Raw genomic sequence first — 14,894 nt, 5'->3', positions numbered from 1 at the left:
TCTGGATCAGGGAATAAGCTCTCGCATCGCGGCGAGCGGCAACGACGGGTTAGCGGCCGCGGCCTCTACTACCTGCCAGTCTTCGTCGTGGAGTAGTTCGACGATCGCCGAGAGCGGCAAGGCGGGGTGGCGGGCGGCCAAGGGTCTGGCCTGGCGATCGTCGAGGCAGGCCAGCAGCGCCACGGCCGTGGCGCTGGGATGCCGAGCGATCTCGCGGAACGCCTTCTGCACCGGCGGCCGGTGCTGAGCAAGGTCCTCCAGCAACTGGGCCGTGGCGTCCGGGTTGACGGCCACTTTCGCCAGCACCCGCGCACCGTGGCGCGTGACCATCGCACGGAGCTGCGCCTCGGACAGGCCCGGGTGCGGCGCGACGGACTTGACCACCTTCGCATCGGGATCGTCGGCGAGCGCGTCACGGATCTCGGGTGACAGGTCGCGCCGCTGGGCGAGCAGCATGCGTACCGCCGGGATCGCTGACGCGGCCAGTGCCGTGACTTCGGCCCCAGAGGCAGATGCGATGCGCGGCAGGAGTACCGGGCCGATCCGGGTGTTGCCTGCGACGTCGGACAGAACGTCGAGCGGCAGCTCGGGATGGTGGGCAAGTCGACGCTGGACGTCGTGGCCGCGATCGGTGGCCAGGGTGCGGATCAGGTTCTCGCTGATCGAGGGGTTGTCCGCGAGTGTTGCGCGCACCCACGGGATGGGATCCTCGGCAAGCTGCGCGTACACCTGTGCGGGCAGATCGGTGCGGGCCGCCAACTCGACGCGCATCAGAGTCGAAGGATGGCTGACGAAGCCCACAACGGCGTCGACCGGGGCAGCCGGGTTCCGAAGCGCCATCTGCTGAATCTCCTGCGCAGCCGACTCATGGGAGCCATCGCAGGAAGCGCCCGGCGGCAGTGAGCAGTCAGATCGTTCGCAGCTCGGATCGTGAACGAACGGGACCGGTTCTCGATCACAGACCACGCAGGACCGCGCCGACGGCAGCCCGTCACCGGTCAGCAACGACGCCAGTACAGTTGCCGGCGTCCCTTCGTTGGCCGCCACCGAACGACGAACATCGGCATGCGAATGCGCCGCAAGCTCGCCAGCGATGTCCGCGGGCGCCCACAGCGCGAGCTCAGCGACCACCCGGACATCGGGGTCGGAGCCGAGTGTCTGCATCACATCGTGTGGCAGGCCGGGGCAGGCCGCCAGCTTCTCCCGCGTCTCCACCAGAGGATCGGCAGCGAGAAGTCTCGCCCACTCCGGCCTGCCGGAACGTTCTTCGAGGAGGGCGAGTGCGACACGTGGCTGGGCTACCGGATCGACGTCGTCGGCCGTGAGCCGCCCTTCGTGGGCGAGTCGTATGGCGGCTCCCTCGAAGCGTGACAGCGCGGCTACCTGCACGCGGCTGAGATCCGACCGGCAGGCCACGGCCTCGGCGACGTCCGCGTCCGCAGTCGCGATGAGCTGATCGATCAGTTCGGGCGGTAGCGCCGTGTTCTCGGCCAGCCCGAGGAGAGCATGTCGCACAGGAGGAATCCTGCCCGAGCAGGAATCGAACGGCCATCCGAATACGACGCTTGCGCGGACGTTCCGCACTGCGAGCTCCCGTGTCCGAGGCCCGCGATGGAATCTAACGATCGTTAGATGCACGATCGGCCAGGCCCTACCGGATGCCCGATTCGACCCAGCCCGGCTGTGCATCAACGCGTGCATCAAAGGTGCTCGCGTCGTTGATTTGATGCACGGGTTTGATGCACACTCGGGCTATGACGAGGCGCCCTGCGAAGTCCGACGCCCGCCCGATCGACCACGGCCGCTTCGGATACGCCCGCGTGTCCGCCCGAGGCCAGACCCTGGAGGTCCAGCTAGCCGCGCTGAACGAGGCCGGCGTCGCCGCGGCCAACGTCTTCGCCGAGAAGAAGTCCGGCAAGGCAGGCAGCCCCCGCCCACAGTGGGAGGACGTGCGTTCTCGACTTCGCCCCGGCGACACACTGGTGGTGAGCAGGCTGGACCGCATAGGCCGCGACATGCGGGAGATTATGGAGACCGCCTGGTCCCTGCAAGACCTCGGGGCCAAGCTGGAGATCCTTTCCGGGCCGCTCGCCGGCATCTACGACCCCCGCGGCATGGGACAGATCTTCTTCGCCGTGCTCGCCGGTTTCGCCCAGATCGAACGCGAGATGATGATCGAACGGACCCGCGACGGGCTCACCCTGGCCGCCGCCGAAGGTCGGCACGGTGGCCGCCCGGCGGTGATCTCCAAGGACATGATGCGCGTCGCGCTCGGTCGCCGGGCCGATGGCGAGTCCGTCACCAGCATCGCCAAAGGGCTGACGTATAAGACCGCGAGCGGCGAGGAACGGACGGTCTCCCGCCGCGCGCTCTACAACGCGTTCAAGGCTCACGACGCCGAACGAGCCTCGATCGCGTAGGCCATCTGAGCAGCACGTTTATGCTTTCAAGATCGGGTCATGGCCCCTTTCTCACGTATTCAGTTCCCACCCCTAGTCGTAGCGCTCCGGCGTGGTCTCCGCCGGATGGACGATGCCGGCGATGCCCTCCATGTCCACTGAGATCAGCACCTTGATGGCCACCTTGCTTCCCCCGGGGCGTGGTCTAGCGCGTGCGCAGGGCGATGCCGCGCCCGCCGAAGAACGTCTCGAACACGTCGATGGGCAGGCTGGCCTGGCGGGCGTGGGGAGTGTGGCCGGAGGGGTTGTGCAGGTGGATCAGGCCGTGGTCGTGGCCGGTGAGCAGGACGAGGTGCCCGCCGCGACCGGGGGAGGGCACCTCGGGGCGGCGGATCTCTTTGTGGACCGAGGCGATGACCAGGTGCCCGTCGGCGAGCAGGCCGGGCAGTTCGGCGGCGGCCAGGTGCGGGTGCACGTCGGCGTGCAGGCCGTGCTCGGCGCGCACGTAGTCGGCGAACGGCGCGTAGTACAGGCCCTTGATCTGACCGGCTGCGTCTTCGATGTAGCCGCCGTAGGCGCGGCAGCCGTGCAGGAGGTCCAGCAGCGGCGGGGTGTGCCCATCGCGGTGATCCAGGGCCATCTGCAGGCAGGCCATGCCGCAGGCGTGGCCGCACCAGCGGCCGTACTCGGAGCGGCTGGCGGCTCCGGAGACATGCCAGAGCGGATCGTCGGCTGCATCGGCGCCGTGGTAGGCGATGGCCGCGATCCGCTCTGGGCTCATGTACTGGGTGAACAGGCCGACGCCGTCATGGAGCGCTTGCTGCGCACTGCACGCCCCCGGCGTGCAGGCCAGGCACCCCACGATCTCCCCCAGCGCTCTCGGCCCGGCCGACCAGCGACCGGAACGTGGTCCAGGCGATGTTCCCCCCGGACAGGACCACACCGATTGTGCCGGAAAAGATCTCGATCCGCCCGCACATCGCCGCCGCCAGCGCGCACGCGCCGCTCGGCTCGACGACGGTCTTCAGGTGGGTGAAGCAGGCCGCCATCGCCTCGACGATCTCCGCGTCGGTAACGGTGACCACCTGGTCCAGCAGCGCCTGGTTGATCTCGAACGGCAGCGGCGCCGGAGTGGCGTGGGTGAGCCCGTCGGCGATCGTGGCTGGGGTGGGGATGCTCACCCGGCGGCCTTGCCGCAGTGACAGGGCGGTGTCGGCGCCGTGTTCGGGCTCCACGCCGATCACCCGGACGGCGGGGTGGAGGGCTTTGGCGGCCACCGCGCTTCCGGCGGCCAGCCCGCCCCCGCCGACCGGTACCAGCAGCACGCTCAGCTGCTCGCACTGGTCGAGGAGTTCGGCGGCGACGGTGCCACCGCCCGCGATCACCTCCGGTGAGTTGGCCGAGGGCACCACGGCCAGGCCGTGCCTGGCGGCCAGGTCGGCCACGATGGCGTCGCGGTCGTCGCCGCCGCGGTCGTAGAAGGCCACCTCGGCGCCGAGCGCGCGGGCCGCCTCCACCTTGGTCTGCGGCGCGTCGGCGGGCACCACGACCATGGCGTAGGTGCCGATCTGCCGCGCCGCCCACGCCAGCGCCTGGGCGTGGTTGCCGGAGGAGGCCGCGATCAGGCCGCCGGCGCGTTCGGCCGGGGAGAGGCTGAGCGCGTGGTTGAGCGCCCCGCGCAGCTTGAACGAGCCGGTGCGCTGCAGGTTTTCGGCCTTGCACAGCGCTGGGGCGCCGCACAGCTCGTCCAGCGCCGGCGCGCCCAGCACGGGCGTGCGGGCGGTGTGCCCGGCCAGGCGGGCGGCGGCGGTGCGGATGTCATCGATGCCGATCACGTCGACGCCTCCGTTCAGGGCCGGTAGCCGTGCGGCGTCAGGGCGGTGGACAGGATGAACGTGATCAGCGCGTCGTAACCGATACCGTCGGCCGCGGCCATGGTGGCCATGTTCCCGGTGGCCGACAGGCCCGGCAGGGTGTTGGTCTCCAGCCACCAGACCTGATCGCCATCGGCGACGACGAAGTCGCTGCGCGAGTACCCCGAGCAGCCCAGCGCGCGGTGTGCGGTGTGCGGTCTGCGCGTGCCGCTTGACCGCCTCCTCCGCCCGCGCTGGCAACTCGGCGGGGCACACGTTGACAAAAGCGTCGGGGTTGTTCTTGGTGGGGTAGTCGTAGAAGTCGCCTTTCGGCCGGGTCTCCAGGAGCGGCAGGACCTGCAGGTGCTCGCCGTCGTCCAGCACTCCTGCGGTCACCGACAGGCCGGTCCGGAACCGCTCGGCGAACAGCGCCTGTCCGGCCGTGCGCAGCTCGTCCACCGCGGCGGCGACGTCGTCTTCGGTGCGGCTCAGCCGCATATCGATGGAGCCGCCCTCGGACACCGGCTTGATGATGATCGGCAGGGGAAGGGCCTCGGTCACGTCCTTGGCCACGAGCTCGGCAGGTCGTTCGGCGTCGATGTCGCAGCCAGGCAACACGGTGACGCCGGCCGCGGCGACCATCGTCTTGGCCGCGGTCTTGTGCATCGCCAGCGCGCTGGCCAGCACCCCGGAGCCGGTGTAGGGGATGCCGAGGTGCTCCAGGAGGCCCTGGAGTTTGCCGTCCTCGCCGTACTGGCCGGCGATGGCGAGCATGGCCACGTCGATCTCGCGCAGCTGGTCGAGGAAGCCGGGCTCGCTGGTGTCGATCAGGACGGCGGACAGCCCGAGCCGCAGCAGCCCCGCGTGGGCGGTGTTGCCGGACAGCAGCGAGCGCGCCCGCTCGCGGGAGCGGCCGCCGGTCAGCACGCCGATGCGGCCTTGGCCGGGGAGCGCGAGTTCGTGGGCGTCGGTGAGCAGGGACACGCGAGTCTCCGATGATCGGGGGTGTACTGGTCGTCTGCCAGCAGACCCCGGCCACGGCTGGTGAGGTCATGGTGAGTGCCGCTCACTCACCTTTCACTCACGGATGCACCGGAGGACCATGGGGGCATGGAGGCCACCCCCGATCAGGAACAGCACGCCTTCGGCGTTGTCTTGGCGTTATGGCGGAACCGCCGCAAGATGACGAAGAGGGCCCTCGCGGAAGCGATGGGCTATGACCGGTCCTACATCAGCCACATCGAGTCCGGCCGTTACCGGGCCAGCGAAGACTTCGTCCGCCGCGCCGAGGCGGCGCTGTCGGCCGCGGGAGAGCTGTGGCGATCCTGGCAGGACGCGCCAGGTCGGCAACTATCGGGAGGTGATCGTACGAATCGCCGGGACGCTCTGCGTCTGGGGACCGCGCTCGTCGCGGGCGGGTTGCTCGCCAGAGCTGAAGATGAGGCGTGGGAGCTGACTCGCCGAAGCGAGCAGACCGATCTGGGGGCGGCCAGCCTGGCGCGTTTGCGTGAGGCCGTCAGCGGCTACGGGCGCGACTACGCCCGCTACAGCGCCGGTGAACTGTGGCAGGACGCCCGCCGCGACCGCCATCACGTCGCGCAGTTGCTCGAAGGGCGCATGACGCTGCGGCAACGTCGGGAACTGTACGTCACCGCGGCGTGGCTGTCGCTGGTGATCGCCTGGGCCGCCCACGATCGGGGTGACGTGCGGGCCGCGCTCGCGTACGCGAGCGACGCACGCCACCACGCGGACCAGGCCGACCACGCCGAGGCGGTGGCATGGTCCTGGGACGTGGCCGCCACGACGTGGCTTTATGAGGAGCAACCTGACCAAGCCCTGCGCGCCGCTCAGCACGGCATGGCCGCGGCGCCAGCCAACAGCGCCGCTCAGGTGCGGTTGACCGGCCAGCTCGCGCGCGCCCATGCCAGGCTCGGTCACACCACCCCCGCAGACGAAGCCCTCGGGCGGCTGCGCCGCCAGGCTGAGCGGTACCCGGCGCACGCGGCAGGGCTGTTCACCGCCGACGCGGTACGGGCCTTGTCGGCCGCTGCGACATCCAGCTTGTGGCTGGGCCACTACGAGCAGGCGCGGATGTTCGGGGCGCAGGCGATGGAGGTCTACGAGCAAGATCCCACCGCTTCCCCAACACGGCGAGCGATCACCGCACTGGATCTGGGCATCGCATGCGCCCGTCTGGGTGATCCTGAAGAGGCCGTCGCTCACGGCCTCATAGCGCTGACCACATCACGGCAGGCGGTGGCCATCGCGACACGCAGCAGTGCCCTGTGCCAAATCCTCGAACACGCTGACCCCAACTCCGCCGTGATCGCCCAACTCCGCCAACGCATGGCAGAGTCTGCGCTCAGGCGATCCAACGAGATCACCGACGGCAGCCGGTGTGCCGGTTGACCTTTTGTGGACGGACTCCAGCTGCCGTCTCCGCTCTTGCCGTCTTACGCCTTGTAGCCATACGGTCGCGGTGAGCATTCTCGATGGGGAGGGACCTCTGGAATGGCCGGTAAGCACGAAGGCGACCCGCACACCTATGAGGAAATCGACACCGACAATGCGCCGAAGGATCCTGATGGCAAGCCCACTGGCGGCGGAGCGCATGAGGGCAACGAGACGTAGTGACCTTTCTCCCTCCGCAGACGCGCATCGGGTCGCTGATGAGCGTGCTGATCGGCGCGGTCACCCGTGATCGCGCCGACCTGGCCACTCCGGTCAAGGCGGCGTTCCAGGCCGTCCCGCGCCACCTGTTCATTCCGGCGCGGGCTCTGGTCTGCGCCGATGGCGACGAGACGGTGATCGACCGGGACACCGACCCCGACGCCTGGTGGAGCGCCGTCTACTCCGCCGAACCTATCGTCACCCAGCTGGACGACGGCGCCACCACTATCGGGCAGGGCGACGGCGGCTACACCTCCTCCAGCAGCGCGCCGGGAACGGTCGCCAACTTCCTGGAGCTTCTCAATCCCGCCCCGGGGCATCGCATTCTCGAGGTCGGCACGGGAACGGGCTGGACCGCCGCCCTGCTCTGCCACCTGCTCGGCGAGCACGGCAGCCTCACCTCGATCGAAGTGGACGCGGCCATCGCCGAGCAGGCCGCCAAGAACCTCGGCGAGGCCGGCGCGCACCCGCACCTCCTCGTCGGCGATGGCGCCGAGGGCTGCCTTGACCGTGCCCCCTTCGACCGCGTGCACGTCACCTGCGGCATCCACACGCTGCCGTACGCCTGGATCGAGCAGTGCCGGCCCGGCGCCGTCATCGTGGCGCCCTACTGCCCCGGCTTCGGCGCGAACCATGCCCTGCAGCTCACCGTCCTGCCGGACGGCACCGCCCAGGGGGGCTTTCCTGGGTTCGCGTCCTACATGATGATGCGCTCCCAGCGAACGACATATCCGCCGAAGCCGGACGCGGCATCACTGCACCAGCAGAGCACCCGGGTAGACCCGCGGACCATCGCCTGCGCGCCGCCCGGCGCCACGCTGGCCATCGCCGCGCTCACCGGGCTGCACCTGCGCACCAAGAAACAAGACGGCGGCCGCTTCAAGGCCTGGCTGACCAACCCGGCCGACCCCGCCGAACGAGCGATGATCGCCTGGCGCCCCGGCGACGAGGTGTACCCGGTTGTGCAGGTAGGTGAGCGGCCCGTATGGGACGAAGCCGTGGACGCCTACTTCCGGTGGGTGCGTAGCGGGCGACCCGGACGAACCCGCTTCGGCATGACGGTGACTCCCGACGGGCACAGCATCTGGCTCGACGCCCCGGACAACGTCCTGCGGCGCACGTAGCCTGAAGACGCGAGCTAGGAGGTCTTGATGCACACCGAGAACACGACCATCGGTGCCCGGCTGAGAATCCTGCGCACATGGCGCAAGATGACCCTGGCCCAAGTCGCTGGCCTGGCAGGGCCCAGTATCAGTCACCTATCCAACATCGAGCGCGGGCTGTCCGCCCTAGATCGCCGCTCGTACATCGCCGGGCTCGCCGCGGCGCTGCGCGCCTCGGAGAGCGACCTTGTCGGCGGTCCCCACCTGAGCGCCGACCCACTACAGTCCGAGCCCTACAGCCACGCCTCACCCTGAATCGCCTTCACCGGCTCCGGGACATCGACCCGGCGCGACTGTGCACGGCGTGCAGGGCGCGCCGCCAGTCCTTGCTGTGGACCGCGACTGAGTGGGCGGTGGTGGGGCCTGCCGGCGACGTCCTGGCGGCCCTCATTGAGGCGGCGGACTGGTTCAAGCTGCTCCCACGGCGCATGCGGCGGGCCGCTGGCCGTGCCGACCCGCCGCGGTGCGCTGGTCGCCCGTGTGCGGTCTACGGCGTTCGCCTAGAACTGGGCCACGCCTCCCCGCTCACCACCCAGCCCGACAACCACGGCACCAAGAAACTCGACGCACACGCCGCCTACCGGATGGCCGCCCGGCTCGGCGGCGGCAGCTCAGAAAGACCGCGATGAGCGAGGCGGATGCCGCCCGGGGATGTGACTTTCAACGCTCAACGGCCGGGATCTTCGGCGCTAATTGGCCACGCGAGAGGCAGGAAGCAGCGGGTGCGGAGACCTGGTTCCGGCTCGAACATCGAGGGATATGTCCGGCGCGATAACGATCAATGGCGCGTTTCCCCAGGAGCTCAAGGGCACCACCGCACGGAATCTCCTCGCCTCACGAGCTCGGTCCGGCCAAATAGCGCCGAAGATCCCGGCCGCAGATCAGCGAAAGTCACACCCAACGCTCCCACAGCGTGCAAAACCTGATCAGTGAGATAGACGCGCACGTACCCCCTAGATCTCGCAGCTGATAGCGCTCGGGCAGTGGTCGCTCGATTGCATTAGCTGGTACGGCATATGTGGATGTCGGCGTGGCGGCTGGCCAGCACCCAAACGATGCGGGGCTTGGGCCCGGGGGCCATGCGCGGACCTGGCGGCCCTGGTGCGCGGCGTGCCACCCGACACGCTGAGCCTGGCCACCGCCCGCGCCCGCGGTCAGCATCCGGGCCGCCCGAGCAGGTTCGGCACGCCCGCGCCCTGCTCGGGCAGACGGCCGCGACCATCGCCTCCATCGCCCGGCTAGTCAGGTGCTGTGTGCCGTTGGCCTCGCCGTCTCTGGAATCACGGTCTCGCCATTGCCTTAAGTTCACGTCATGGGTAGCGCGTACTCATGCCCGTTGCCCAGGGTGCGGCGTAGCGTCAGGAGCCCAAGGTCATCGACACAGGCAGGGGCTCGCGATGGTCGCCTTCCATTTCACGCCGGTCAGCCGTCCGCTGGATGAAGAACTGCTGCTTGCCATCATCGACGGCGACACCGTCGACATCCGCGCCACCGTCCGCATGGTGTCGATCGACACCCCGGAAAAGGAACACGTGGCAGGGCCACCGGTCACCGCTCAGGCGACCTTGGACCGGTGCCGGACCAGGCTGATGGACGGCACATACGACGCCTTGCCCCAAGACTTGCGCGACTACCTGATCGGACGGATCACGCCCGACGCCGCCGCCCGGCATATCGCCGCGGGCAACCGCGCCACTGCCGAACTCCAGGCCCTCAAGCAGCGCCGCCTGACCCGACCGGACGGCACCGAGCGCAAGGCCCGCGTCATCGCCACCGGCGAGCTCATTGAAGACAACGGCCGCATCCTGGGCTACCTCACCCCATGGTTTGCTGGCAGCGCCGCCGACCCTCTGCCGCCACCCAGCGACCCGGACCGGCGCACCATGAACCTCGACATGGTCGCCTCCGGCTGGGCAGCCATGTTCCTGATCTACCCCTCCATCCCCCGCGACGCCGACCTGGCCCTGCTGCTGGATGCCGCCGATACCGCCTGGACCGGAAAACTCGGCGCGTGGGCGGAGTTCGGCCACGACCTGCTCCTGGGATACGAGTACCGCGCCTGCATCAAGCTCGGCGTCAAGAACCTCATCGATCCCGCCAAGACGATCGACAAGGCCTACCGGCGCGTCTGCATCGACCTGCAGAACCTGCAAAACGTGGGGCTGTACGGCTACCACCAGGTGCCGCCACAGCACCGGCTGTGGATCTGGCAAGATCAAATCCAGCAGGCCAGCCACGCCCTGGGACTACCTCAGTAATCAAGCCATGCGGAGAGCGCCGGTCACTCACCGCCCTTTGCGCCCGGCCGCACGGATCCGAGCGGATTTCTCAGGTCGGCGAAAGCCTTCGACGCGGGATCATGCAGCTGGTGGTGGCTGGCTGATGAGCGGCCACCGGCGAGGCGGCTGCGAGTGAACGGCTACTCGCCGGCTGCCTGCTTCAAGACCTTCAGTGCCTCCTCTACGCCCCCAACCGCGGTCACGACCTCGCCGAGTCCGGCGGGTAACGATCGATGTCGGAAGGCAGGGCCTCGGGCTGGGTGGTGGCGGTGCCGGAGAACGAGCGTCGGTCAGTCGTCTTGGGTGGAACGGTCGGCAGGTTGTAGGTCACGACTTGCTCGGCGGTGACCGCGGCGCGCTCGAACTCCACCGCGGCGCCCGCGGCCGCCGACATCGTCACCGATGACTGGAACGCGATCTCGGACTCCGAGAAGTGGTGGCGCCCCGGGTGAAGACCTCAGTCAACCGGTAGTGCCGTTGAGGGCGCTCCAGACCACCGCGCCGGTCTGGATGTAGACCATCCACGTCCATGAGCTTGAGTGACTCGTCGCATCCGCGTGCACTTCGATGTCCGTATCCTGACTTTCATATTTGCCGCCGATCGCCGCGGCGATTTCCGCCATGCCAGAGATGATCTTGGACTTGCCGCCGCCATTCAGACCGACCGCCCATCCGCGCTGCTGAGTGTGCTCTTTGAAATTGGCAAACTCCTCGGTCTGGCCCGTGGTGAACGGTTCCACCTCAAGCTGCGGCTCCATGGCCAGGGTCATCGACTTCGTCCCCTCGTCCATGGTGTACGCGATGTTCGCTTCTGGGATTGACCACCAGTAGTCCGGCGTGTAATTCCGCTCCTTCTCGTATTGGTCCTTCGGATATGCGGAGACCGGTACGTACCGGAGGCCTTCGATGTGCACCCGTCCCTGCCGGGGAATGCGCGGGTCGGACACCGCCAGGAATCCGTTGTCCCCACTCACCTGGAAGTCGAAGGTCAACGGCTCGGAGCCAGCGGCGCCGGAGATCTGAATGCGGTGGATCTCGAACAGGAAGTCCCCGAACTGGGGGGAGTGCACGTGGAACTGGATCTCTGTCTTCTGCGGCCGTGCCTTGCCGGGCTTGGCGGGCGCGGCGGGCTTCGGCGATTCCGACGGCGATGGCGAGGAAGTCGCCGCCGGAGAGGGTGAGGGAGCTTCCGAAGGCTGTTTCCCGAGCAGAGTCCCCATGAGATCGGCCTTCTGGTCGCCGGAGAGGGCATCCGAGCCGAGGATCTTGTCGGTCAACTGGTTCTCCCGCTGGTTGCCACTGAACGCCGACACCGCGTCAGTGGTGCTCTTAGACATACTGGTGAGCAGTGTTCCCAGTTGCTCCTTGCCCGACATGTCGCGGAACACATCCCCCTTACCGAGCAGTTGCAATGCGTTCGCCATCGCGACCGGGTCCGGTGCCGCCGGCGGCGTCGCGATGCCGACGATCGGGGCCGGAAAGGCCGACGGTGAGAGGTTTCCCGGCTGCTGATAGCGGGACGCGGCTTCGACCGGGGCGATCTGCGGTGCCTCCTCCGGGACGGGTGAGGTCTGCCAGTCCCAGAAGCGGGTGTCGTCCTTGACCTCGCAGGCCGAGCACCGGCCCAATTTGGACTCGGCGAACACACCGCGGGTAGGCAGGCCGACCAGCCGCTCGGCGGCGATGATGCCGGCCATGGCGTCGTCGTCGTCGTCGAGCTTCAGGTATTGGCGGACGACGTCGTCGCCCTTCTGCGACAGCGGCAGCGCGAGCTCCTTCCCGGCCGATCCCACTACAGTGTTGTCGGCCAGCAGGTCGGCGACTGTGTACGGGCCAAGCCGTTCCTGGGACAACTTCTCCCACCGGGCGATCGGATCGGCGTCGGCCGTCAGCGCGGTGCGGTAGTGCGCGTCGAAGGCGTCGAGATGCTCCATCAGCAGTTTCGCCGTGGTCAGGGTCTCGGCCTTGATGAAGTCCGATAGGACCGGCTCGGGATCCGCCTCACTCTGTGGCGCGGGAACCACCGGCACTTCCGGGTGTTCCACGCCGAGCACGATGTCGAACGCCCGGTCGAGCAGCAGGCTGGTCGAGCCGTCCTCGGAGAGGCCAAGTACTCGCAGCCGGGCAAGCCGCCAGCCCAAGTCAGAAGACGAGAAGTCGTCGGTGTGCAAGCCGACAGTGAAGCCGCGGATGTCGCGCCACGCCACCGACTCGCTCAGCTCGGCCACGAAGGTGCTGAGTCGCTCCACGTCGAACGGCCTGCTGCCAGGCGCGCCGAAGTAGTACCGGCTGGATGTTCCAGTGTCGGCTGGCTCGGTCTGGCTCAGCCGTAGCTTGCGGCCGTCGGTCAGGAACAGGTTCACGTACGGGCTGTTCTGGGTGCCGAGGTCGCCGGTGGTGAAAACCAGGATGAACCGGCGAAACAGCCAATGATGGCGGATGGCCTGCATGCTGGCCCACTTGGTGCGGGCGTCCGCGAGCGCCTGCTCCGCCGCCCGTTTGCGCACCAGCGCGGGGAAACCGGCCAGGTGCCGGGTGTCCAGCAGCGCCCGTTCAAGAGCCCGGCGGTGGGCCAGCACGTACGACTCCACCTGCAACGGGTCCCCGGTGATCTCAAGGCCCGGGATGAACAGCACCGGGCGGCGCCGCAGGTACCGGGTGACCACCCGGTAGTGCTGGAGCACCTCGTAATACATGATCGTCAGCGTGTGGCAGTGGTTGTGGTTGGTCACCGTACGGGTCTCGAACCGGCCGCTCTCCTCCTGCCCGGCCTGGATGACCACCGTGGAGCGCAGCTGACGGACCGCGGTGGAGGCCTGATGGAAGCCGTCGGTCAGATCCTGGGTGGTCTCCGCCGAGATCCACCGGCTGCCCTTCGACGAGGACGCAGCCCCGCCGAGGTTCAGCGCCCCGCCGACCAGCGCTCCGCCGGCCGGGACCAGGACGCTTGACGACAGGCCGAACATCCCTGACCGCCCGGACTGGTGCTCCCGGATGGTGGCCTCGACCGTCTCAGCGACCAGCCGGTCGCGGGACTGATCATGGGTGAGCTCCTCACTGAACGTCGTGTCCTCCACCCTGCTGGACCCGTCGGTGCGAGACCAATCAACCAGCGCCAGGTTCACCCGCTCTGCCGGTGCGAGCGGCAGGCTGTAGAGGACACGGCCGAGCGAGTGTCCGATTGGGAACCATTCGTTGCGGTACTCCAGCAGGTAGCCGTACCGGATGCCGCCGAGCTTGAATTGTTCCAGCGGCCGGTAGGCTCCCTCGTCCACGAGGCGCAGCAACTGGTGGAGCCGGTACTGGTAGGCGGCGATGTTGGCGGGGTAGAGGTCCTCGCACCCGGCCTCGCCGACCAGCCGGGCGCCGGACGAGGCGAATGAGCTGGGCGAGAGCCGCCAGTCGTCGATCCCGGGGTCCTGCATCGAGATCAGCGGTGGCCCGAGGGTCCGGCCGGCGAGGTCCTCGTCGGTAATCTCGTACCGCACCACCACGACCTCGCCGTCGCTGTCGCCCCTCTCCAGCGCCTCGAAGGCCAACTGGTCGTCGCCGAACGGCAGCACCAGCAGGCGCAGGGTCACCGTGACCTCGTTCGTGGAGGTACCCGGCGGCGCCGTCTCGGCGATTGGCAGCAGCGTCTGGAGATCAGCGACGGCCGACAGATCGAATGACGCGTAGCCGACGTGATCGGTGCCGAGCTGCCCGAGCGGGATGCTGCGTTGTTGGCTCCAGGCTTTCGAGGCGACGGTCAGGTGTGCGCTCGCGTACAGCGGCAGTTGGGTGAGGACGTCACCGGTGCTGAAGGCCCGGGCGAAAACGGCAAGTTTCCGCAGCCGCAAGTGGCCCTGCAGCGCGGCAGCGAGGTCGGCGGCTGGGTGATCCGGAAAGGGCGACGGCAGCGCCGGTCGCCGCTGCCGGAACTGGTTCAGCGTGCCGACGAGGCCGGTTGTCGCGGTCTCTTGCCGGCCGATCATGATGCGGGACTGTGGCATGGCAGGCCAGCTCAGCGCGTGGCGGAGCTGGACACCCCGTTGAGCTCGGCGATGGCGGTCCACCATTTGTAGGCGAGTCCGATGGTGCCGTCCACCGCTGGCGTGGTCTTGAGCACCGAGTCCTTCAGCACTGCGTCGATGGTCGCTGCGCCGTAGGTAGCGATGCGCTGTGCCTGCAGGAACTCCGAGTCGGTGACCGGTGGCTTCCCCCAGCCGGCCCGCGGATGCTGGGTGATCGCCTGGATCAGGAAGGCGCCGTTGCCATCCCAGGACGCGTCGAGCGGCCAACTGGACGGCGCCGCCGGCGCCGGTTGCAGGCCCAGCCCCGCGGCGAACGCCGGCGTCCGCAGGATGCCCACCACCGTGTCGAAGTGTTTGGCGTTGCGGACGTTGGCATCGTCAACGACGGTGCCCTGCACGGTGGTCAGGTACCCATGAAAGGCCGTCACCGCATCACGGAAGGCATCCCGCAACTGCTGCTCGCCTGTGGTGAAGACACGCTGGACGAAGTCTTTGGCGCGGGTACGCACCGCGTCAG

Annotated in this window: 12 protein-coding genes and 2 pseudogenes; 6 read left to right on the top strand and 8 right to left on the bottom strand. The window is 68.6% G+C overall.

Annotation, left to right across the window (positions count from 1 at the left end; all coding sequences use genetic code 11):
• Positions 1-6 precede the first annotated feature (6 nt).
• Positions 7-1,515: a hypothetical protein gene (locus AB0L53_RS49960; RefSeq protein WP_364011078.1), complete on the bottom strand. Its 1,509-nt coding sequence runs from the start codon at positions 1,513-1,515 to the stop codon at positions 7-9.
• 239 nt (positions 1,516-1,754) lie between these two features.
• Here AB0L53_RS49960 and AB0L53_RS49955 point away from each other — a divergent pair, with 239 nt between their 5' ends.
• The gene (locus AB0L53_RS49955; RefSeq protein ID WP_364011075.1) at positions 1,755-2,420 is read left to right on the top strand and encodes a recombinase family protein; all 666 of its coding nucleotides are present in this window, start codon (positions 1,755-1,757) and stop codon (positions 2,418-2,420) included.
• A 72-nt stretch (positions 2,421-2,492) separates the two neighbouring features.
• On the opposite strand, the gene AB0L53_RS49950 is transcribed toward AB0L53_RS49955, so the two are convergent.
• The 5 genes and pseudogenes from AB0L53_RS49950 to AB0L53_RS49930 all read right to left on the bottom strand — a co-directional run.
• Complete coding sequence (locus AB0L53_RS49950) at positions 2,493-2,582, bottom strand: M55 family metallopeptidase (RefSeq protein ID WP_364011072.1); 90 nt, start codon at positions 2,580-2,582, stop codon at positions 2,493-2,495.
• Positions 2,583-2,604: 22 nt separating this feature from the next.
• Positions 2,605-3,180, bottom strand: coding sequence for a C39 family peptidase (locus tag AB0L53_RS49945; protein WP_364011069.1), 576 nt, complete (start codon positions 3,178-3,180; stop codon positions 2,605-2,607).
• Between the two features lie 25 nt (positions 3,181-3,205).
• Positions 3,206-4,174 (bottom strand): annotated as a pseudogene (locus tag AB0L53_RS49940) (threonine/serine dehydratase); the annotation flags it as partial.
• Positions 4,175-4,248: 74 nt separating this feature from the next.
• The gene (locus AB0L53_RS49935; RefSeq protein WP_364011269.1) at positions 4,249-4,536 is read right to left on the bottom strand and encodes a hypothetical protein; all 288 of its coding nucleotides are present in this window, start codon (positions 4,534-4,536) and stop codon (positions 4,249-4,251) included.
• Positions 4,484-5,179, bottom strand: a pseudogene (locus tag AB0L53_RS49930) (hypothetical protein); the annotation flags it as partial. The pseudogene AB0L53_RS49930 and the gene AB0L53_RS49935, both read right to left, overlap by 53 nt.
• Before the next feature lie 183 nt (positions 5,180-5,362).
• On the opposite strand from AB0L53_RS49930, the gene AB0L53_RS49925 reads away from it, so the two are divergent.
• The 5 genes from AB0L53_RS49925 (at position 5,363) to AB0L53_RS49905 (ending at position 10,343) form a co-directional block, all read left to right on the top strand.
• Complete coding sequence (locus AB0L53_RS49925; protein WP_364011066.1) at positions 5,363-6,661, top strand: helix-turn-helix transcriptional regulator; 1,299 nt, start codon at positions 5,363-5,365, stop codon at positions 6,659-6,661.
• Positions 6,662-6,882: 221 nt separating this feature from the next.
• The gene (locus AB0L53_RS49920) at positions 6,883-8,046 is read left to right on the top strand and encodes a methyltransferase domain-containing protein (protein WP_364011063.1); all 1,164 of its coding nucleotides are present in this window, start codon (positions 6,883-6,885) and stop codon (positions 8,044-8,046) included.
• Between the two features lie 27 nt (positions 8,047-8,073).
• A complete protein-coding gene (locus tag AB0L53_RS49915; RefSeq protein WP_364011060.1) occupies positions 8,074-8,340 on the top strand; it encodes a helix-turn-helix transcriptional regulator in 267 nt (88 codons plus the stop codon).
• Positions 8,341-8,438: 98 nt separating this feature from the next.
• Positions 8,439-8,714, top strand: coding sequence for a hypothetical protein (locus AB0L53_RS49910; RefSeq protein ID WP_364011057.1), 276 nt, complete (start codon positions 8,439-8,441; stop codon positions 8,712-8,714).
• 768 nt (positions 8,715-9,482) lie between these two features.
• A complete protein-coding gene (locus AB0L53_RS49905) occupies positions 9,483-10,343 on the top strand; it encodes a hypothetical protein (RefSeq protein WP_364011054.1) in 861 nt (286 codons plus the stop codon).
• A gap of 220 nt (positions 10,344-10,563) precedes the next feature.
• Here AB0L53_RS49905 and AB0L53_RS49900 read toward each other — a convergent pair whose 3' ends face one another.
• Complete coding sequence (locus tag AB0L53_RS49900) at positions 10,564-10,764, bottom strand: hypothetical protein (RefSeq protein WP_364011051.1); 201 nt, start codon at positions 10,762-10,764, stop codon at positions 10,564-10,566.
• Positions 10,765-10,825: 61 nt separating this feature from the next.
• On the bottom strand, positions 10,826-14,644 hold the full coding sequence (locus tag AB0L53_RS49895; protein ID WP_364011048.1) for a hypothetical protein: 3,819 nt from the start codon (positions 14,642-14,644) through the stop codon (positions 10,826-10,828).
• Positions 14,645-14,894: the final 250 nt, after the last annotated feature.

Source organism: Nonomuraea sp. NPDC052129 (assembly GCF_040680095.1).
GTDB lineage: Bacteria > Actinomycetota > Actinomycetes > Streptosporangiales > Streptosporangiaceae > Nonomuraea.
This window is presented reverse-complemented; position numbering and strand designations above follow the sequence as displayed.

Bases quoted from the DNA above. Each gene is read 5' to 3' on its own strand.
- AB0L53_RS49955 (WP_364011075.1), top strand. From the start codon at position 1,755: ATGACGAGGCGCCCTGCGAAGTCCGACGCCCGCCCGATCGACCACGGC.
- AB0L53_RS49945 (WP_364011069.1), bottom strand. From the start codon at position 3,180: ATGAGCCCAGAGCGGATCGCGGCCATCGCCTACCACGGCGCCGATGCA.
- AB0L53_RS49925 (WP_364011066.1), top strand. From the start codon at position 5,363: ATGGAGGCCACCCCCGATCAGGAACAGCACGCCTTCGGCGTTGTCTTG.
- AB0L53_RS49915 (WP_364011060.1), top strand. From the start codon at position 8,074: ATGCACACCGAGAACACGACCATCGGTGCCCGGCTGAGAATCCTGCGC.
- AB0L53_RS49905 (WP_364011054.1), top strand. From the start codon at position 9,483: ATGGTCGCCTTCCATTTCACGCCGGTCAGCCGTCCGCTGGATGAAGAA.